We start from the raw sequence: 20,117 nt of genomic DNA on the forward strand, positions 1-20,117 counted from the left end.
GGAATCTATGACGTTCAGCGCAGCAGTGTCGGGGGCATCCGGCTACGCCGGTGGCGAGGTCCTGAGGATCCTCGCCGGTCACCCGCAAATCGAGATCGGGGCCGTGGGGGCCCATTCCAACGCGGGCCAGCGGCTGGGGGAGCTGCAGCCGCACCTGCACTCCCTCGCCGACCGGGTGCTCGTCGACACCACGGTGGAGAACCTCGCCGGCCACGACGTCGTCTTCCTCGCCCTGCCGCACGGCGCCTCGGCCGCGATCGCCGCGCAGCTGCCGGCGGAGACCGTGGTGATCGACGCCGGTGCCGACCACCGGCTCGACTCCGCCGAGGAGTGGGACCAGTTCTACGGGTCCCCGCACGCCGGGACCTGGCCGTACGGGCTGCCCGAGCTCGTCGTGGACGCCGAGGGCACCCGCCAGCGCGAGCAGCTCCGCGGCGCCACGCGCATCGCGGTGCCGGGGTGCTACCCGACCAGTGCCCTGCTCGCCCTGGGCCCCGGCTTCGCGGCCGGTCTCCTGGAGCCGGAGGACGTCGTGATCGTCGCGGCCTCGGGCACCTCCGGGGCCGGCAAGGCCGTCAAGGCGCACCTGCTGGGCTCGGAGGTCATGGGCTCGATGAGCCCGTACGGGGTGGGCGGCGCCCACCGGCACACCCCCGAGATCGAGCAGGGCCTCTCGAAGGCCGCAGGGCGCCGCGTGCGGATCTCCTTCACCCCGACGCTCGCCCCCATGCCGCGGGGCATCCTCACCACCGCCACCGCGCGGGTCCCCGGGGGCGTGACCGCCGCGCAGCTGCGGGAGGCCTGGGAGACCGCCTACGCGGCCGAGCCGTTCGTCACCGTCCTGCCCGAGGGACGGTGGCCCTCGACGAAGTCGGTGGCCGGCTCCAACCACGCCCAGCTCCAGCTCGCCCACGACGCCCGGGCGGGGCGCGTCATCGTCACGTGCGTGATCGACAACCTCGTCAAGGGCACCGCCGGCGGTGCCGTCCAGTCCATGAACCTCGCCCTCGGCCTGCCGGAGGACACCGGCCTGACACTCCAAGGAGTCGCACCGTGAGAACGTACCCCTCCCAGCAGCCCGCCGGCACCCTGCAGGTCGACACCGCCCGCGGCGTGGCCGCCGCCCAGGGCTTCCGCGCCGCCGGCACCGAGGCGGGCTTCAAGGACTCCGGCGGACCGGACCTCGCCCTCGTCGTCAACGACGGGCCCCAGCACCACGTGGGGGCCGTGTACACGACCAACCGGATCACCGCCGCGCCCGTCCAGTGGTCCAAGGCCGCGACCGCGGACGGCCGGGCCGCCGCCGTGGTCCTCAACTCCGGCGGCGCCAACGCCTGCACCGGACCGCAGGGCTTCCAGGCCTCCCACCGGACCGCCGAGCTCGTCGGCGAGGCGCTCGGGGTCGGGGCCGGCGACGTGGTGGTGTGCTCCACCGGGCTGATCGGCATCCAGCTGCCCATGGACGTCATGGAGCGCGGCCTCCCCGGGGTCGTCGAGGCCCTCGGGGACGACGACGCCGCCGGGGCCGCCGCGGCCCGGGCCATCATGACCACCGACTCCGTCTCCAAGCAGGCCGCCTACGTCCGCGACGGGTGGACGGTCGGCGGCATGGCCAAGGGCGCGGGCATGCTCGCCCCGGGCCTGGCCACGATGCTCGTGGTGCTCACGACCGACGCGGAGCTCTCCTCCGACGCCCTGCAGTGGGCGCTCGAGGACGCGGTGAAGGTCACGTTCAACCGCACCGACTCCGACGGCTGCATGTCGACCAACGACACCGTGGTGCTGCTCGGCTCGGGCGCCTCCGGGATCACGCCGGACGAGTTCGAGTTCAGCCAGGCCGTGACCGCGGTGTGCCACTCGCTGGCCCAGCAGCTCATCACGGACGCCGAGGGCGCGTCCCACGACATCGAGATCACCACCGTCAACGCCGCGACCGAGCGACAGGCGGAGGACGTGAGCCGCTCCGTGGCCCGCTCCAACCTCTTCAAGGCCGCGATCTACGGCAACGACCCCAACTGGGGCCGCGTCCTGTCCGCGGTCGGCACCACCGACGCCGCGTTCGACCCCGACCAGCTCGACGTCGCCATCAACGGCGTCGTGGTCTGCCGCAACGGCATGATCGGGGACCCGCGCGAGGGCGTGGACCTGGCTGCCGACCGCAGGGTCACCGTCCTGATCGACCTCAAGGCCGGGGACGCCGACGCCACCGTCTGGACCAACGACCTGACCCACGACTACGTCGAGGAGAACAGCGCCTACTCCAGCTGACCCGCCCGCCCACCAGCACAGCACCGACCCACGGCGCAGGAGAACCATGACCGACCCGAGTGACCCGACCCGCTACGAGACCGCCCAGCTGAAGGCGGGCACCCTGATGGAGGCCCTGCCCTGGATCCAGCGCTACTCCGGGTCCGTGATGGTCTTCAAGTACGGCGGCAACGCCATGGTGTCCGAGCCGCTGCGGCAGGCCTTCGCGGAGGACATGGTGTTCCTGCGCCACGTCGGGATCAAGCCGGTCGTGGTGCACGGCGGAGGGCCCCAGATCAACCGCATGCTGGAGCGGCTGGGCATCGAGTCCGAGTTCCGCGGCGGGCTGCGCGTCACCTCCAAGGAGGCCGTGGACGCCATCCGCATGGTGCTGACCGGGCAGGTCCAGCGGGAGCTCGTCTCCCTGCTCAACGCCACCGGCCCGTACGCCGTCGGGCTCTCGGGGGAGGACGCCGAGCTGTTCCGCGCGGTCCGCCGGGGCACCGTCGTGGACGGCGAGGAGGTGGACCTCGGCCACGTGGGCGAGGTCGTCGGCGTCAACCCCGAGCCCGTCACCCAGCTCCTCGAGGCCGGGCGGATCCCGGTCATCTCCTCCGTGGCGCCGGAGGTCGACGCGCACGGCCGTCCCACGGGGGAGATCCTCAACGTCAACGCGGACACCGCCGCCGCCGCTGTGGCGGTGGCCCTGCGCGCCGAGAAGTTCGTGGCCCTCACCGACGTCGAGGGGCTCTACGCGAACTGGCCCGACAAGGACTCCCTCATCGCGTCCCTCTCTGCCTCGGAGCTGCGTGCGATGCTCCCGAGCCTGCAGGCCGGGATGATCCCCAAGATGGAGGCGGCCCTGCGGGCCGTGGAGGGCGGGGCGCGCCGGGCGTCCATCGTCGACGGGCGCAGCCCGCACACATGCCTGCTCGAGATCTTCACCGACACCGGCATCGGTACCCAGCTCGTCCCCGACCACGGAGCATCGTCATGACCGCCCAGCACACCGCCTCCCGCTACTCGGCCCAGACCGCCCTGCTCGGCGAGTACGCCGACTCGCTGCTCGGCGTCTTCGGCAGCCCGTCCCTCGTGCTCACCCACGGCAAGGGCGCCGTGGTCACCGACGCCGACGGCCGGGACTACCTCGACCTGCTCGCGGGCATCGCCGTCAACGCCCTCGGCCACGCCCACCCGCGCTGGGTGGAGATCGTCTCCCGCCAGCTCGCCACCCTCGGGCACGTCTCCAACTTCTTCACCTCCCCCCAGCAGATCGCCCTCGCCGGGAAGCTCCTGTCCCTGGCCGGCGCGCCCGCGGGCTCCCACGTCTTCTTCGCGAACTCCGGCACCGAGGCCAACGAGGCCGCGTTCAAGCTCGCCCGCCGCCACGGCCACGAGCACCCCGGCCAGGACGGCCGGCCCCGCGGCACCGTCCTCGCCCTCGAGTCCGCCTTCCACGGCCGCACCATGGGCGCGCTCGCCCTGACCGCCAAGGAGGCCTACCGGGCGCCCTTCGAGCCCCTCCCGGGCGGGGTCCGGCACATCCCCGCGACCGTCCAGGCCCTCGAGGAGCACCTCGACGGGACGGTCGCGGCCCTGATCGTGGAACCCGTGCAGGGCGAGGCCGGCGTGCGCGAGCTGCCCGAGGGCTACCTCCGGCGCGCCCGGGAGCTGACCCGCCGGCACGGCGCGCTGCTGGTCGTGGACGAGGTGCAGACCGGGATGGGCCGCACCGGCCGCTGGTTCGCCTCCTCCGCCGAGCTCACCGGTGACGACCTGCCGGACGCGATCACCCTGGCCAAGGGGCTCGGCGGCGGCTTCCCGATCGGCGCGATGCTGACCGTCGGCCCGGAGGTCTCCGCGCTGCTCGGGGCCGGCCAGCACGGCACCACGTTCGGCGGCAACCCGCCGGCCACCGCAGCGGGCCTCGCCACCGTCACCGTCATCGAGGAGGACGGCCTGCTCGCGCACGCGCGCACCGTGGGCGCCGTGCTCGGCGAGGGGTTGCGCGCGGTCCCCGGGATCGGCGACGTGCGCCAGCACGGACTGCTGATCGGCGCCGACCTCGAGATCCCCGAGGGCGCCACCGCCCCGTTCGGCCCCGCCGTGGTCGAGGCCGCCCGGGACGCCGGGTTCATCGTCAACGCGACCGGCCCCGGGACCCTGCGCCTGGCCCCGCCCCTGATCCTGACCCCCGAGCAGGCGCGCACCTTCCTCGACGCGCTCCCCGAGATCCTGCGCACCGCCGCCGCCGCGGTCGCGGCCCCCGCCGCGACCGCGCCCGACACCCCGCCGAAAGAAGCATGAACCCGTCCATGACCCCCCGCCACTTCCTCGTCGACACCGACCTCTCCCAGGAGGAGCAGACCGAGGTGCTCGAGCTCGCCGCCCGCCTCAAGGCCGACCGCTGGGCCCACCGGCCCTACGCGGGGCCCCAGACCGTGGCCGTGATCTTCGACAAGACGTCGACCCGCACCCGGGTCTCCTTCTCCGCCGGGATCGCCGATCTCGGCGGCAACCCGCTGATGATCAACCCGGGCGAGTCGCAGCTGGGCAAGGAGAGCGTGGCGGACACCGCGCGCGTCTTCTCCCGCATGGCCTCGACCATCGTGTGGCGCACCTACGCCCAGTCCGGGCTGGAGGAGATGGCCGCGGCCGCCACCGTGCCCGTCGTCAACGGGCTCTCCGACGACTACCACCCCTGCCAGATCCTCGCGGACCTGCTGACCGTCCGGGAGCACCGGGGCGGTCTCGCCGGGCTCAGCTTCGCCTACCTCGGGGACGCCGCCAACAACATGGCCCACTCCTACCTGCTGGGCGGGGCCACCGCCGGGATGCACGTGCGCGTCGCCGGCCCGGCGAGCCACCTCCCGGACCCGGCGGTGGTGCGGGCCGCCGAGGAGCGCGCGGAGCAGACGGGAGGATCCGTGCGCGTGACCACCGACCCGGCCGAGGCGCTCGCCGGGGCGGACGTGGTCTGCACCGACACCTGGGTGTCCATGGGCCAGGAGGCGGAGACCGAGGCGCGGGCGGAGGTCTTCCGGGCGTACTCCGTGGACGCCGCGGCGATGGCCCAGGCCGCGCCCGGGGCGCTGTTCCTGCACTGCCTGCCCGCCTTCCGCGGCTCCGAGGTCGCGGCCGAGGTCATCGACGGCCCGCAGTCCGTGGTGTGGGACGAGGCGGAGAACCGGCTGCACGCCCAGAAGGCCCTGCTCGTCTGGCTCATGGCGCGCTCCGGGCGCTACGACCTGGGCGCCGCCGACGCCCCCGCCGTCCCCGCATGAGCATCCCCGCCACCAAGACCGCCCGGCAGGCCCGGATCGTGGCCCTCGTGACCGGAGGGGCGATCCACTCGCAGGCCGAGCTGGCCGCCCGGCTGGCCGAGGACGGCGTGCAGGTCACCCAGGCCACGCTCTCCCGCGACCTCGTGGAGCTCGGGGCCGTCCGGGTGCGCGAGGGCTCCGGCGCCCTCGTCTACGCCGTCCCGCAGGCCGGGGCCGACCGCTCGCCCGCCTCCGGGATCACCCAGGAGGTGCTCGACGCGCGCCTGGCCAGCCTGTGCCGCGAGCTGCTGGTCACCGCCGAGGCGAGCGCGAACCTCGTGGTCCTGCGGACCCCACCCGGGGCCGCCCAGTACTTCGCCTCCGCCATCGACACGTCCGTGCTCCCCGCCGTCCTGGGCACCATCGCCGGCGACGACACCATCATGGTGGTGTGCCGGGCGGCCGACGGCGGCGATGCCGTGGCCCGCCGCTTCCTGGAGCTCGCCGAGTGAGGAAGGGGCCCACGGCCTGATCCCGGGGCCGGCGCGGTCCGTCGCCGGGAGCCGGTGTGGTGCAATGTTCCCCACACGGTCGGCCCCGCGGACCGCCCCGGAAGGAGCATCATCATGCCGAACCTGGCGTCCCTGCTCGTCGACACGGCCGCCCGGCACCCGCGGCGCCCCGCCGTGGTGCTCGACGACACCGTCCTCGGCTACGTCGAGCTCGACGACCTCTCGGCGCGGGCCGCGACCGTGCTGCGGAGCGCCGGCGTCCGTCCCGGGGACCGGGTCGCGCTCATCGCGCCGAACGTCCCGCACATGCCGATCGCGTACTACGGCATCCTGCGAGCAGGATCCGTCGTGGTCCCGCTCAACCCACTGCTGACCCCCCGCGAGCTCGCGCACCACTTCCAGGACGCCGAGGTCTCCGCGGTCGTGGTGTGGGAGACCATGGCCGGGGCCTGCCGCGAGGCGCTCGAGCGGCTGGGCCTCGAGGTGCCGGTGGTCGAGCTCTCGGCCGCCGGCACCCTCCAGCAGCTCGCGGGCGTGGAGCCGCTGCCCGGGATCGAGCATCGCGCGGCGCAGGACATGGCGGTGCTGCTCTACACGTCCGGCACCACGGGACGGCCGAAGGGGGCGATGCTCACCCACGACAATCTCCTGGGCAACGCCGAGATGGTCGTGGACCTCTTCCGGATCGTCCCCGAGGACGTGTTCTTCGGCGGCCTGCCCTTCTTCCACGTCTTCGGCCAGACCGTGGCGCTCAACGCGGTGGTGGCGGCCGGCGCCGCCGTGACCCTGCTCCCGCGCTTCGCCCCCCGCACGGTGCTGGAGATCCTCCGGCGGGACCGCGTCACCGTCCTCGCCGGGGTCCCGAGCATGCACGTCGCCCTGCTGGAGGCGGCCGGGGACCGCCGGGTGTCCCTCCCCGCGCTGCGGGCGGCCATCTCGGGCGGGGCCGCGCTGCCGGTCGACGTGCTCCGGCGCTTCGAGGACGTGTTCGCGGTCCGCCTCTACGAGGGCTACGGGCTGTCGGAGACGTCCCCGGTGGTCAGCTTCAATCAGCTCGACGGGCCGGTCCGGCCGGGCTCGATCGGCACGGCCGTCCCCGGCGCCCGGCTGCGCGTCCTTAACGACACGGGGGCGGAGGCCCCCGCGGGGGACGTGGGGGAGCTGGCCGTGGCGGGACGCTACGTGATGGCCGGCTACTGGCGCAATCCGGAGGCCACGGACGAGGTGGTCCGGGACGGCTGGTTCCGCACCGGCGACCTCGCCCGCATCGACGACGACGGCTGCGTCTTCATCGTGGACCGCAAGAAGGACATGATCCTGCGCGGCGGCTACAACGTGTACCCCCGGGAGGTCGAGGAGGCGCTGTACGAGCACCCCGCGGTCGCCGAGGTCGCCGTGGTCGGGATCCCCGACGACGTGCAGGGCCAGGAGGTCGCGGCGTTCGTGGTGCTGACGGCCGAGGCCGTCCCGGACGGAGAGCGCCTGGTGCCCGAACTGCGGTCCTGGGTGCGCGAGCGCGTGGCCTCGTACAAGCGCCCGCGGCTCTACCGGGTGGTGGACACGCTGCCGAAGGGGCCGACCGGCAAGATCCTCAAGCGCGAGGTGGAGCGCCTCGCCTGAGCGGCGCGCAGGCCGGGAGTGCGTCCTGCGGCCTCAGCGGGTCGCGTACTCCTCCAGGACGGTGACGAGCTCCGTGCGCTCGAAGACCCGGGCGAAGTCCAGGGCGGAGTGGGCGCCGGCCGTCTGCGAGGCCCCGGCCGCGAGCAGGGTCCGCACGATCGTCTCGTTGCCCCGGAAGACCGCGCTCATCAGCGCCGTCTGACCGTTGTCGTTGACCCGGTCCGGGTCCGCCCCGGCCTCGAGCAGCGCCGCGACGGTCTCCTCGCGCTGGTGGTAGGCCGCGAGGACCAGCAGGGTGTCGCCCTTGCCGTTGGTGAGGTTCACCGGGACGCCGGCGCGCACGGCCGGCAGGAGGTTCTCCGTGTCCCCCGTCCGGGCCATCTCGAACAGGGAGAGCACGTAGGCCATCTCCTCCTCGGTCAGCTGGGGGGCCGCGGGGTCCTGCGGCTGGTCGGTCTGCTGGGGGTTCTCGGTCACGGGTGGTCCTTCGCGGTCGGTCGGATGCTGCTCCTGCCGGCCAGTTTATCGGGGGCGGGGGCCGCGACACGCACCACCCCCAAGTACCCGGGTCTTGACGTTGCAGTAACCGACTGGCACGCTCATGTGACACAGCTCACCTCGTGCCCGTTCCTCGCGCCGGTGCCCGTGCACCGGGGATCCGGAGTTCCCCCATGACGAATCTCGCCACCCTGCTCACCGACACGGCCGCGGCCTCCCCGGAGTCCAGGGCGGTGGTCCTCGACGACAAGGTCCTGACCTACGGGGCCCTCGACGACCTGTCCGCGCGGGTCGCGTCGATGCTCGCCGCCGCCGGCGTCGGACAGGGCGACCGGGTGGCCCTGATCCTGCCCAACGTCCCCCACATGCCGATCGCCTACTACGGGATCCTGCGCGCGGGCGGGGTGGTCGTGCCCCTCAACCCCCTCCTCAGCCCCCGGGAGCTGGCGTACCACTTCGACAACGCCGAGGTGTCCCTGGTGCTCGTCTGGGAGGCCATGGCCGAGGCGACCCGCGCCGCGGTCGCGGACCTGGACCGGGACGTCCGGGTGGTCGAGGTCTCGGCCGCCGGAACGCTGCAGGCGCTCGCGGACGTCCCGCCGCGCCCCGGGGTCGCCGAGCGCGACGACGACGAGCCCGCCGTCCTGCTCTACACCTCCGGGACCACGGGACGGCCCAAGGGCGCCGTCCTGACGCACCACAACCTCCGGGCCAACGCGGCGCTGTCCGCGGGTCTCTTCGACCTGGCGCCCGGGGACGTCATGTTCGGGGCCCTGCCGTTCTTCCACGTCTTCGGCCAGACCGTGGCGCTCAACGGCGTCGTCCACGCGGGGGCGACCGTCACGCTGCTGCCGCGCTTCGACCCGGCCAAGGCGCTGGAGATCCTGGCCCGGGACGAGGTCACGGTCTTCGCCGGGGTGCCGAGCATGTACGTGGCGCTGCTCGCCGCCGCGGACGGCGGGACGGTCGAGCTGCCGCACCTGCGGGCCGGGGTCTCGGGCGGGTCCCCGCTGCCGGTCGAGGTCCTGGAGCGCTTCGAGAAGGTCTTCGGCGCCCCCATCTACGAGGGTTACGGCCTGTCCGAGACCTCCCCGGTGGTGTGCTTCAACCAGAAGGACCGGGGACGCCGCCCGGGCTCGATCGGCACGGTGGTGCGGGGCGCGCAGCTGAAGGTCGTGGACGACCTCGGCGCGGAGGTCCCCGTCGGGGAGATCGGCGAGCTCGTGGTGGCCGGGGAGTACGTGATGGCCGGCTACTGGCGCAATCCCGAGGCCACGGAGGCCGCGATCCGTGACGGCTGGTTCGCGACGGGGGACCTCGCCCGGGTGGACGAGGACGGCTTCTACTACATCGTGGACCGCAAGAAGGACATGGTCCTGCGCGGCGGCTACAACGTCTACCCCCGCGAGGTCGAGGAAGTGATCTACCAGTTCCCCGGCATCGCCGAGGCCGCGGTGGTCGGCGTGCCGGACGAGGCGATGGGCGAGGAGGTCGCCGCCGTCGTCGCCTTCCGCGACGTGCCCGAGGCGGAGCGGGACGCGAAGGTCGACGAGCTGGACGCCTTCGTCCGCGAGCGCGTGGCCAAGTACAAGCACCCGCGCTACTACAAGGTGGTCGACGAGCTGCCGAAGGGCCCGACCGGCAAGATCCTCAAGCGCTCCCTCGACCTCGCGGGCGCCGGGTACCGCGGCTGAGCCCGCACACGGAAGGGGCCGGCCGCTGGACGCGGCCGGCCCCTTCCTGCACGGTGGGTCCGCCGGGACACCGGGGGAGACGCCCCGGGCGGGGCGCCTCCCGGACGGGTCAGTTGGACATCATCGCGGGGCTCGCCTGCTGGGGCTCGCGCTCCACGGCGACGTGCTCGTTGGGCACGCAGTGGGTCATGGTGAGACCCGCCACGCTGCGCGGGCCGTTGTTGCCGAGGTTGGCCACGCGCTGCAGCTCCTCCTCGGAGAGACGCTGGGTGGCCAGAGGGCCCAGGTCCTTGACGTCCTCGAGGGAGACGCCGATGCCGTCGCCCACGCGGCGGCCCATCTCGTCCTCGACCATGTAGAAGTGCCAGACCATGCGCTCCTGGATCGGGCGGTCGCACTGGGAGAGCGCGTCGACCAGGTTGGCGATGAGCTCCTCCTTCTCCCACTCCTCCTGGAGCTGGAAGCGCTCGCCGGCCTGCTTGTAGTCGTTGGTCCGCTCGATCCGGGCGCGGGTCAGGCGCGCGCTGATCTCCGGGCCGACCTCGGCCTGGTAGTCCTCGCCCTTCGGGGTCTCCTGGACGCCGCCGGTGATGGACGGCTCGTAGTTCACGTGCGGGTTCTGGCCCGGGGCGTGGTCCACGGCGTAGGCCATCTGGCCGTCGCGCTGGTTCGTGGCCACCGGCGCCTTCGGCGCGTTGACCGGCAGCTGCAGGTAGTTCGGGCCCACCCGGTAGCGCTGGGTGTCCGAGTAGGAGAAGGTGCGGCCCACGAGCATCTTGTCGTCGGAGAAGTCGAGGCCGTCCACCAGCACGCCGGTGCCGAAGGCGATCTGCTCGTTCTCCGCGAAGAAGTTCTGCGGGTTGCGGTTCAGGACCATGCGGCCGACCGGCTTCGGCGGGAACAGCTCCTCCGGCCAGACCTTGGTGTCGTCCAGCGGGTCGAAGTCCAGCTCGGGGTGGTCGTGGTCCTCCATGACCTGGACCTGCAGCTCCCACTCGGGGTAGTCGCCGGCCTCGATCGCGTCGTAGAGGTCCTTGGTGTGCGAGCCGAGGGTCTGGGCCTGGATGTTCGCGGCGTCGGCCGAGGTGAGGGACTTCACGCCCTGCTTCGGGATCCAGTGGTACTTCACCAGGAGGGACTCGCCGGCGGCGTTGACCCACTTGTAGGTGTTCACGCCGAAGCCCTGCTGGTGGCGGTAGTCCGCCGGGATCCCGCGCGGGGAGAACAGGATCGTGATCATGTGCATCGCCTCGGGCGACTGGCTGAAGAAGTCGAAGGCGCGGTTGGCCACGCCGGCCTCGAAGTTCACGGGGTCCGGCTTCTGGGAGTGGATGAAGTCGGGGAACTTGATGGCGTCCCGGATGAAGAACACGCCGAGGTTGTTGCCGACGAGGTCCCAGTTGCCCTCCTCCGTGTACATCTTCACGGCGAAGCCGCGCGGGTCGCGGGCCACCTCGGAGGAGTCCCGGCCGCCGGCCACGGTGGAGAACCGCACGGCCACGTCGGTGCGCTTGCCGGCCTCGGCGAAGACCTTGGCGCGGGTGAACTTCGCGATGGGCTCGTCGCCGTAGGCGCCGTAGGCCTCGAAGTAGCCGAAGGCGGTGGTGCCGCGGGCGTGCACCACGCGCTCGGGGATGCGCTCGCGGTCGAAGTGGCTCATCTTCTCGAGGAACGCGTAGTTCTCTAGGGTCGCGGGCCCGCGCGAGCCGACGGTGCGGGTGTTCTGGTTGTCGTGGACCGGGTGGCCCTGACGCGTGGTGAGGGTCTGCTCGGGAACGTTCGTCATGGGGTTCCTCTCGGGGTAGGGACCGGGTGTGCAGGACGGCCGGGGCGCGTGGCCCCCGCCGTTGTGGGGTGCGGTCGTTCGGTCTGGATCACACCTGGTCCCCAGTATGTCGGAAGGGCCGGGCTATTGCTAGCTATTCATAATTGCGGAGTGGCGCACGGCACCCCCGCAGGTCGGAGGGCGGGCGCGGCCCGGCGGGGGAGTGCGCGGGCGGTCCGCAGAGTATGCATAAATACAAGTCGACGTGTATAGTCATGCACAGAAGGCGGGGCCACGCCGTGGCGCCCGGACCACCGACGAAGGAGAACACCGTGACCGAGCGTGTTGTGCTGGCCTACTCCGGGGGTCTCGACACCTCCGTGGCCATCGGCTGGATCGGCGAGGCGACGGGGGCCGAGGTCATCGCCGTCGCCGTCGACGTGGGGCAGGGCGGCGAGGACCTCGAGACCATCCGCCGGCGCGCCCTCGACTGCGGGGCCGTCGAGGCCTACGTGGCCGACGCCCGCGACGAGTTCGCCGCGGAGTACTGCATGCCGGCGCTGCAGGCGAACGCCCTCTACATGGACGCCTACCCCGTGGTCTCCGCGCTGTCCCGCCCGGTCATCGTCAAGCACCTCGTGGCCGCCGCCAAGCGCTTCGGCGCCTCCACCGTGGCCCACGGCTGCACGGGCAAGGGCAACGACCAGGTCCGCTTCGAGGTGGGCATCCAGACGCTGGGCCCCGAGCTCAAGTGCATCGCCCCGGTCCGCGACCTCGCCCTGACCCGCGACAAGGCCATCAACTACGCCGAGAAGCACCACCTGCCGATCGCCACGACCAAGAAGAACCCCTTCTCGATCGACCAGAACGTCTGGGGCCGCGCCGTGGAGACCGGGTTCCTCGAGGACATCTGGAACGCCCCCACCAAGGACGTCTACGACTACACGGACGATCCCACGTTCCCGCCGCCGGCCGACGAGGTCGTGATCAGCTTCGAGGGCGGCATCCCCGTGGCCCTCGACGGCCAGCCCGTCACCCCGCTGGAGGCGATCCAGGAGATGAACCGCCGCGCCGGCGCCCAGGGCGTGGGCCGGATCGACATCGTCGAGGACCGGCTCGTGGGCATCAAGTCCCGCGAGGTCTACGAGGCCCCCGGCGCCATGGCCCTGATCGCCGCGCACCGTGAGCTGGAGAACGTGACGGTCGAGCGCGAGCAGGCCCGCTTCAAGCGGATGGCCACCCAGCGCTGGACCGAGCTCGTCTACGACGGCCAGTGGTTCTCCCCGCTGAAGCAGTCCCTCGACGCGTTCATCCAGGACACCCAGAAGTACGTGGACGGCGACATCCGGATGACCCTACACGCCGGCCAGGCCACGGTCACCGGCCGCCGCTCGAACACCTCCCTGTACGACTTCAACCTCGCCACCTACGACGAGGGCGACGCGTTCGACCAGTCCCAGGCCCGCGGGTTCATCGAGCTGTTCGGCATGTCCTCGAAGGTCGCGGCGTCCCGCGAGCAGCGGATCGCGGCCGAGGGCAAGTAGCCCCGGAGCACGTAGGCTCGTCCCCAGCAGGAACGGGCACAACGACGGAGGGCCCCATCCCGGCGGTGGGGCCCTCCGTCCACGCCCGGCCGACCCGACCCCGGCGGCCCCGGCCCCGGCGGAACCCACGAGGAGAGACATGGCGCAGCAGGACAAGCACGGCACCAACGAGGGCGCGCTCTGGGGCGGGCGCTTCGCCGGGGGACCGGCCGACGCCCTCGCGGCGCTGAGCCGGTCGACGCACTTCGACTGGCGCCTGGCCCCCTACGACATCGCGGGCTCCCGGGCCCACGCCCGGGTCCTGCGCACCGCGGAGCTGCTGACCGACGACGAGCTCGGGGGCATGCTCGACGCCCTCGACCGGCTCGAGGCCGACGTCCGCTCCGGGGCCTACGCGCCCGCCCCCTCCGACGAGGACGTCCACGGCTCCCTCGAGAAGGGCCTCATCGAGCGGGCCGGGCCCGAGCTCGGCGGCAAGCTGCGCGCCGGCCGGTCCCGCAACGACCAGATCGCCACCCTCGGGCGGATGTACCTGCGCGACCACGCCGCGATCATCGCCCGCAACGTGCTCGACGTCGTGCAGGCCCTCCTGGACCAGGCGAAGGCCCACCCGGAGGCCCCGATGCCCGGGCGCACCCACCTCCAGCACGCCCAGCCGGTGCTGCTGTCCCACCACCTGCTCGCCCACGCCTGGGCGATGCTGCGGGACGTGCAGCGCCTCGTGGACTGGGACGCCCGCGCCGCGGTCTCCCCGTACGGCTCGGGGGCGCTCGCCGGGTCCTCGCTCGGACTGGACCCGGGGGCCGTCGCCGCCGAGCTGGGCTTCGACTCCGCCGTGCACAACTCCATCGACGGCACCGCGGCCCGGGACGTCTACGCCGAGTTCTCCTGGGTCACCGCGATGATCGCCGTGGACATGTCCCGGATCTCCGAGGAAATCACCACGTGGGCCACCAAGGAGTTCTCCTTCGTCACCCTCGACGACGCCTTCTCCACCGGGTCCTCGATCATGCCGCAGAAGAAGAACCCGGACATCGCCGAGCTCGCCCGCGGCAAGGCCGGCCGGCTGATCGGCGACCTCACCGGGCTGCTGGCCACGCTCAAGGGCCTGCCGCTGGCCTACAACCGGGACCTCCAGGAGGACAAGGAGCCCGTCTTCGACGCGATCGACCAGCTCGAGGTGCTGCTGCCCGCGGTCGCGGGGATGATCGCCACCCTCGACTTCAACACCGGGCGGATGGCCGAGCTCGCCCCGCAGGGCTTCGCCCTCGCCACGGACGTGGCCGAGTGGCTCGTGCGCCAGGGCGTGCCCTTCCGGGACGCGCACGAGGTCGCCGGGGACGCGGTGCGCGTCTGCGAGCAGCGCGGGATCGAGCTGTGGGACCTCTCCGACGAGGACTTCGCCGCGATCTCCGACCGGCTCACCCCCGGCGTGCGCGAGGTGCTCACCGTGGCGGGTTCGCTGGCCTCGCGCAGCGCCCAGGGCGGCACGGCGCCGTCGGCCGTGGCCGCGCAGATCGGCGAGCTCGAGCGCCAGGTGGCCGAGGCCGCGGAGTTCTCGCGGCGGGCGCCGATCGTCGAGGGATGAGCGGGAACGGGCCCGCCACCGGGCCGGCGCTGCTCGAGCTGCTGTCCCGGCCGGCTCCCGAGGTGGCCCCCCGGCTGCTCGGAAGCCTGTTCGGCCACCGGACCGCCGAGGGCTCCGTGGTCCTGCGGATCACGGAGGTCGAGGCCTACGGCGGGCCGGACGGCTCCGACCTGCCGGACCCGGGGGCGCACACGTGGCGCGGGCGGACGGCGCGCAACGCCTCGATGTTCGGTCCGCCGGGCCACGTCTACGTGTACTTCACCTACGGCATGCACCACGCCGTGAACCTGGTCTGCCGTCCCGAGGGCACCGCCGGCGGGTGCCTGCTCCGCGCCGGCGAGGTCGTCGAGGGCGTGCCGCTGGCCCGCGCCCGCCGGGCCGCCGGACGCTCCGGCCCGGTGCCCGACGCCGCGCTGGCCCGCGGCCCGGGCAACCTCGCCAAGGCCCTGGGCATCGACCTGACCCACGACGGCGCACCGCTCACCGCGGGGGACGCCGCGGCACCGGGCTTATTCCTGCGGCTGCCCGGCCCGGGGGACGCCCCCGCCGCCGGCCGCGGGCCGCGCACGGGGGTGTCCGGACCCGGCGGGACCCCTGAGTTCCCCTGGCGCTGGTGGCTGCCCGGCGAGGCCTCCGTCTCCCCGTACCGCGCCGCGGTCCCGCGCCGGCGCCGCTGAGTCCGCGGGATCCGGGCGGATAGCATGAGCGGTGTGACTGAATCCGTTGAGCAGATGATCGAGCGCCTGTGCGTGAAGATCCCCGACTACCCGGAGCCGGGGGTCCTCTTCCGCGACCTGACGCCCCTGTTCGCGGACGGTCCCGGCTTCCGGCGGACCGTCGACGCCCTGGCCGACGCCTTCCGCGGCCAGTTCGACCACGTGGCCGGCGTAGAGGCCCGGGGCTTCCTCATGGCGGGGGCCGTGGCCTACGCGACGGGCGTGGGCCTCATCCCGGTGCGCAAGGCCGGGAAGCTGCCCCGGGAGACCTTCCGCGAGGAGTACGTCCTGGAGTACGGCTCGGCGGTGCTGGAGATCCACACCGACGACGTCCCGCGCGGGGCCCGCGTGCTCGTGCTCGACGACATCCTCGCGACCGGCGGCACCCTCGGGGCCACGGCGCAGCTGCTGCACCGGGCCGGGCTGCACGTCGCCGGGTTCGGGCTGATCATGGAGCTCACCGACCTGCGGGGCCGCAGCCAGCTCGGCGGCCACCGGGTGCGGGCACTGTACCGGGTCTGACCAGGAGCGAAGCACCCCGGCGAAGCACTGTGACGCACCGCGCCGCCGGATCGCTGTCGGAACGCCCGCGGACCGGTAGAATCGATGGTCTGTTCGATCCGGAACGAGGTGTCCACCCATGGCAGAGACCGTCGCCACGATGGCGGCCGAGCAACTTGCTGTCGAACGCGCGTACGTCGCGATGCTCTACGACCGGCTCGACGAGCTGCGGGCCGAGAAGACCGCCGAGCTCGCGGCCGTGCGCCGCAGCGAGTCCTTCGGCAACCACCAGAACCGCGCGGAGCGTGACGCGTTCGCCTCCCACTACGAGGACCGGCTCGCCCAGCTCGAGGCCGTGGACCACCGGCTCGTCTTCGGCCGCCTGGACGGCCAGGACGGAGACCGCCGCTACGTCGGGCGCATCGGTCTGGCCACCGCGGACCACCAGCGGCTCATGGTGGACTGGCGCGCCCGCGAGGCCGCGGCCTTCTACCAGGCCACCGCGCAGAACCCCATGGGCATCCGGCGCCGCCGCCACCTCATCCTGGAGGACCGCGACGTCGCCGCCCTCGAGGACGACGTCCTCGACCCGGACATGCTCGAGGACGAGGGCGTGCTCCACGGCGAGGGGGCCCTGCTCGCGGCGCTGAACCAGAAGCGCACCGGACGGATGTCGGACATCGTCGCGACCATCCAGGCCGAGCAGGACAAGATCATCCGCGCCCCGCTGCCCGGCGTCCGCGTGGTCCAGGGCGGGCCCGGCACCGGCAAGACCGCCGTGGCGCTGCACCGGGCGGCGTACCTGCTCTACGAGCACCGGGAGCGGCTGCGCAAGGCGGGAGTGCTGATCGTCGGCCCGTCGTCGTCGTTCATGTGGTACATCGAACGGGTGCTGCCGGCGCTCGGGGAGACCGGCGTCGTGATGTCCTCCCTGTCCGAGCTGTTCCCCGGCGTGGCGGCCGTTCCGGAGCGCGATCCCCAGACCGCCCGCCTCAAGTCCGGCCTCGACATGGCCGAGGTCGTGGCCCGCGCCGTGCGGGACCGGCAGAAGGTCCCGGCGGCGGACCAGGTCCTGCGCGTCGACTCCCACCGCGTGACGCTGACCCCGCGCACCGTCAAGCGTGCCCGGGACAAGGCCCGTGCCACGGGGAAGCCGCACAACGAGGCGCGCAACACGTTCGTGAAGATCGCCCTGCGCGAGCTCACCGAGCAGCTCGGCGAGCACCTCAACACCACCAGCGGCAACGTCATGGACCGCTCCTACCTCGCGGAGGACATCCGGCAGTCCCGGGACGTGCGGATCGCGCTCAACCTCGCGTGGATGCCGCTGTCGCCCCAGACCCTCGTCGCGCAGCTGTTCAGCAAGAGGCACTACCTCGAGTCCGCAGCCCCGCACCTGAGCGCCGCCCAGGTCGAGGCCCTGCTGCGCCCGGCCGACGACCCCTTCACCGTGGCCGACGTGCCGCTGCTGGACGAGGCCGCCGAGCTGCTGGGCGACCTCGACGAGGCCGGGGTGCGCCGGCGGGCCGAGGCGGACCGGGAGCACCGCAAGGCCACGGACAACGCCGAGCACGCGCTGGCGAACATGCACCAGAGCCTCGAGGACGTCGGCGCGGACGGCATCGTGACCGCGGCCCAGCTCACGGACTTCAACGCGGTCACCCAGCACCGGATGACCGCCGCCGAGGCCGCGACCGCGGACCGCACATGGGCCTACGGGCACGTCGTGGTCGACGAGGCCCAGGAGCTCTCGCCGATGCAGTGGCGCGTGCTCATGCGCCGGTGCCCCATGAAGTCGTTCACCGTGGTCGGCGACATCGCCCAGGCGGGCTCGGCCACCGCCGCCCGCAGCTGGCAGGACGCCCTCGAGCCCTTCGTGGGGGAGCGGTTCGTCCTCGACGAGCTCACGGTCAACTACCGCACCCCCGCCGAGATCGCCGAGGCCGCGGTCGATGTCGCCCGGGCCGCCGGCCTGGACATCTCCGCCCCGCGGGCCGTCCGGGAGGGCGAGCCGCCGATCGTGCAGCGGGTCGGCGCCGCGGACGTGGTCGAGGGCGTCCTCGACCAGGTGCGCACGGAGCTCGAGCTGGTCAGCGGCGGGCTCGTGGCCGTGATCGTGCCCGAGGACCGCGTGCAGGAGATCGGCACGGCGCTCGCCGGGGCCCTGCCCGGGCTCGTGGGTGCCGGGGTCCGCCGGCTGGACCGGCAGGTCGTGGTGATCTCCGCGTGGGACGCCAAGGGACTGGAGTTCGACTCGGTGGTGGTCGTCGAGCCGCAGGCGCTCGTCGAGGAGGTCGGCGGCGGGGTCGGCAACCTGTACGTGGCCATGACCCGGCCCACCCAGCGGCTGCGCATCGTCGCCGCCCGGCCGCTGCCGGCCGGCCTCGACCGGTTCTGACCCCGGGCCGCCGGGGGCACCGGGACGCGGAGGGGAACCCCCTCCGCGTCCTGGTACCTTGGAAGCCGTGTCGAACGCAATAGATCTGGACCTCCAGCACAACGATCCGTCCTTCGCCAACGTCTGGCAGGAGCTGCAGTGGCGCGGCCTCGTGCACGTGTCGACCGACGAGGCGGCCCTTGAGCGGTCGCTCGCGGAGGAGAAGGTCACTTACTACTGCGGCTTCGACCCCACCGCGGCGTCCCTGCACCTCGGGCACCTGGTGCAGCTGCTGCTCATGCGTCGGCTCCAGCTCGCCGGCCACCACCCGATCGGGCTCGTGGGCGGGTCCACCGGTTTGATCGGGGACCCGCGGCAGAGCTCCGAGCGGGTCCTAAACTCCCGGGAAACCGTCGCGCAGTGGGTGGACCTGCTGCGCGCCCAGGTCGAGCGCTTCCTCTCCTTCGAGGGCGAGAACCGGGCCGTCATGGTCAACAACCTGGACTGGACCTCCCAGCTCTCCGCCATCGACTTCCTGCGGGACATCGGCAAGCATTTCCGTGTCGGCACGATGATCAAGAAGGACATCGTGGCCAAGCGGCTGAACTCGGAGGAGGGCATCTCCTACACCGAGTTCAGCTACCAGATCCTGCAGGGACTGGACTACCTGAACCTCTACCGCGACCACGGGTGCACCCTGCAGACCGGGGGCTCCGACCAGTGGGGGAACCTGACCTCCGGGACCGACCTGATCCGCAAGGTCGAGGGCGTGTCCGTGCACGCCGTCGGCACGCCCCTGATCACCAACTCGGACGGTACGAAGTTCGGCAAGTCCGAGGGCAACGCCGTGTGGCTGGACCCGGAGCTCACCTCGCCCTACGCCTTCTACCAGTTCTGGCTCAACACGGCCGACGCGGACGTGGTCGACCGGCTCAAGGTCTTCACCTTCAAGACCCGGGCGGAGATCGAGGAGCTGGCGCGCTCCGTCGAGGAGGAGCCCTACAAGAGGCAGGCCCAGAAGGTCCTCGCCTGGGAGGTCAACTCGCTGGTGCACGGGGAGGAAGCGACCGAGAAGGCGATCGCGGCCTCGGCCGCCGTCTTCGGACGGGGCGAGCTCACGGAGCTCGACGCCGAGACCCTGGACTCGGTCGCCCGGGAGCTGCCCGGTGCGAGCGTGTCCTCCGGAGCGCTGCAGGTCGCCGACCTCCTCGTGGCCACCGGGCTGTCCGAGTCGAAGTCCGCCGCGCGCCGGACCCTCAAGGAGGGCGGGGCGTACGTCAACAACGAGAAGGTCGTCGGGGAGGACGCAGAGCTCGCGCCCGACCAGCTCCTGCACGGCCGGTGGGCGCTGCTGCGCCGCGGCAAGAAGCACCTCGCCGCCGTCACCGTGGAGGCCTGATCCGGGCTCCGATCCGCCCACCACCCCCGTCCGTGAGCCGAGCTTGCAGGCCCCTGGGCGGGGGTGTAGTGTTCATCGAGTCGTCAGGCAGGGCCGAGAGGCCGGCGGGCGACGACACCGCAAAGAGCAGCAGGACCGACAGGTGCTGCCTAGTTCATGCGGGAGCGACCGTCCAGGTCGGTCCATACCCGGAACAACGCAAGTTGACACGCCGAGAACGGACTGCGTATGATGGTCGAGCTGCCTGAGGCGGGGAACGAAGTTCCGACGCGGAGGGCACCGAAAATTCCAACACGGTTTCCGGGTGTGGTGCCTGGTTGCTGGTCTGTTGTTTGAGAACTCAATAGTGTGCCATGTTTGTTGATACCGGATGTTTTATTCGGTTGATTGGTT

General features: G+C 72.6%; 16 protein-coding genes. 14 read left to right on the forward strand and 2 right to left on the reverse strand.

From position 1 onward, the window contains the following. Positions 1-7 precede the first annotated feature (7 nt). From argC to RF647_RS04655, 7 genes are all read left to right on the forward strand, one after another. Positions 8-1,057 carry an N-acetyl-gamma-glutamyl-phosphate reductase gene (argC, locus tag RF647_RS04625; RefSeq protein WP_368810694.1) on the forward strand — a complete coding sequence of 350 codons (1,050 nt, stop codon included), beginning with the start codon at positions 8-10 and terminating at the stop codon, positions 1,055-1,057. Next, positions 1,054-2,268 (forward strand): bifunctional glutamate N-acetyltransferase/amino-acid acetyltransferase ArgJ, encoded by a 1,215-nt coding sequence (gene argJ, locus RF647_RS04630; protein ID WP_368810695.1) that lies wholly within the window; start codon positions 1,054-1,056, stop codon positions 2,266-2,268. The genes argC and argJ overlap by 4 nt, the downstream gene beginning before the upstream one ends. A 46-nt stretch (positions 2,269-2,314) precedes the next feature. Continuing rightward, positions 2,315-3,244, forward strand: coding sequence for an acetylglutamate kinase (gene argB, locus RF647_RS04635; RefSeq protein WP_109243429.1), 930 nt, complete (start codon positions 2,315-2,317; stop codon positions 3,242-3,244). Then, positions 3,241-4,554: an acetylornithine transaminase gene (locus tag RF647_RS04640; protein WP_368810696.1), complete on the forward strand. Its 1,314-nt coding sequence runs from the start codon at positions 3,241-3,243 to the stop codon at positions 4,552-4,554. Before argB ends, RF647_RS04640 begins: the two co-directional genes overlap by 4 nt. Next, a complete protein-coding gene (gene argF, locus RF647_RS04645) occupies positions 4,551-5,531 on the forward strand; it encodes an ornithine carbamoyltransferase (RefSeq protein WP_368810697.1) in 981 nt (326 codons plus the stop codon). Before RF647_RS04640 ends, argF begins: the two co-directional genes overlap by 4 nt. Beyond that, entirely contained in the window at positions 5,528-6,022 is a 495-nt protein-coding gene (locus RF647_RS04650) for an arginine repressor (protein ID WP_368810698.1), read from the forward strand. Before argF ends, RF647_RS04650 begins: the two co-directional genes overlap by 4 nt. A gap of 114 nt (positions 6,023-6,136) precedes the next feature. After that, complete coding sequence (locus tag RF647_RS04655) at positions 6,137-7,642, forward strand: long-chain fatty acid--CoA ligase (protein WP_368810699.1); 1,506 nt, start codon at positions 6,137-6,139, stop codon at positions 7,640-7,642. 33 nt (positions 7,643-7,675) lie between these two features. On the opposite strand, the gene RF647_RS04660 is transcribed toward RF647_RS04655, so the two are convergent. Next, on the reverse strand, positions 7,676-8,119 hold the full coding sequence (locus tag RF647_RS04660; protein ID WP_368810700.1) for an ankyrin repeat domain-containing protein: 444 nt from the start codon (positions 8,117-8,119) through the stop codon (positions 7,676-7,678). 194 nt (positions 8,120-8,313) lie between these two features. Here RF647_RS04660 and RF647_RS04665 point away from each other — a divergent pair, with 194 nt between their 5' ends. Further along, complete coding sequence (locus tag RF647_RS04665) at positions 8,314-9,834, forward strand: long-chain fatty acid--CoA ligase (protein WP_368810701.1); 1,521 nt, start codon at positions 8,314-8,316, stop codon at positions 9,832-9,834. A gap of 109 nt (positions 9,835-9,943) precedes the next feature. Here the strand turns inward: RF647_RS04665 and RF647_RS04670 are convergent, their stop codons facing one another. Next, complete coding sequence (locus RF647_RS04670; protein WP_368810702.1) at positions 9,944-11,620, reverse strand: catalase; 1,677 nt, start codon at positions 11,618-11,620, stop codon at positions 9,944-9,946. A gap of 311 nt (positions 11,621-11,931) precedes the next feature. Between RF647_RS04670 and RF647_RS04675 the strand changes: the two genes are divergently transcribed. From RF647_RS04675 to tyrS, 6 genes are all read left to right on the forward strand, one after another. Further along, positions 11,932-13,143, forward strand: a complete 1,212-nt coding sequence (locus RF647_RS04675) for an argininosuccinate synthase (RefSeq protein WP_368810703.1) — start codon at positions 11,932-11,934, stop codon at positions 13,141-13,143. A gap of 139 nt (positions 13,144-13,282) precedes the next feature. After that, positions 13,283-14,731, forward strand: a complete 1,449-nt coding sequence (gene argH / locus RF647_RS04680) for an argininosuccinate lyase (protein ID WP_368810704.1) — start codon at positions 13,283-13,285, stop codon at positions 14,729-14,731. After that, complete coding sequence (locus tag RF647_RS04685) at positions 14,728-15,408, forward strand: DNA-3-methyladenine glycosylase (protein ID WP_368810705.1); 681 nt, start codon at positions 14,728-14,730, stop codon at positions 15,406-15,408. The genes argH and RF647_RS04685 overlap by 4 nt, the downstream gene beginning before the upstream one ends. A 24-nt stretch (positions 15,409-15,432) precedes the next feature. Continuing rightward, the gene (locus RF647_RS04690) at positions 15,433-15,969 is read left to right on the forward strand and encodes an adenine phosphoribosyltransferase (RefSeq protein WP_031282693.1); all 537 of its coding nucleotides are present in this window, start codon (positions 15,433-15,435) and stop codon (positions 15,967-15,969) included. Between the two features lie 118 nt (positions 15,970-16,087). Next, positions 16,088-18,346 (forward strand): UvrD-helicase domain-containing protein, encoded by a 2,259-nt coding sequence (locus RF647_RS04695; protein ID WP_368810706.1) that lies wholly within the window; start codon positions 16,088-16,090, stop codon positions 18,344-18,346. Between the two features lie 67 nt (positions 18,347-18,413). Then, positions 18,414-19,724 (forward strand): tyrosine--tRNA ligase, encoded by a 1,311-nt coding sequence (gene tyrS / locus RF647_RS04700; protein WP_368810707.1) that lies wholly within the window; start codon positions 18,414-18,416, stop codon positions 19,722-19,724. The last annotated feature ends 393 nt before the right edge of the window (positions 19,725-20,117 follow it).

This window comes from Kocuria sp. CPCC 205263 (assembly GCF_040981075.1).
GTDB lineage: Bacteria > Actinomycetota > Actinomycetes > Actinomycetales > Micrococcaceae > Kocuria > Kocuria rosea.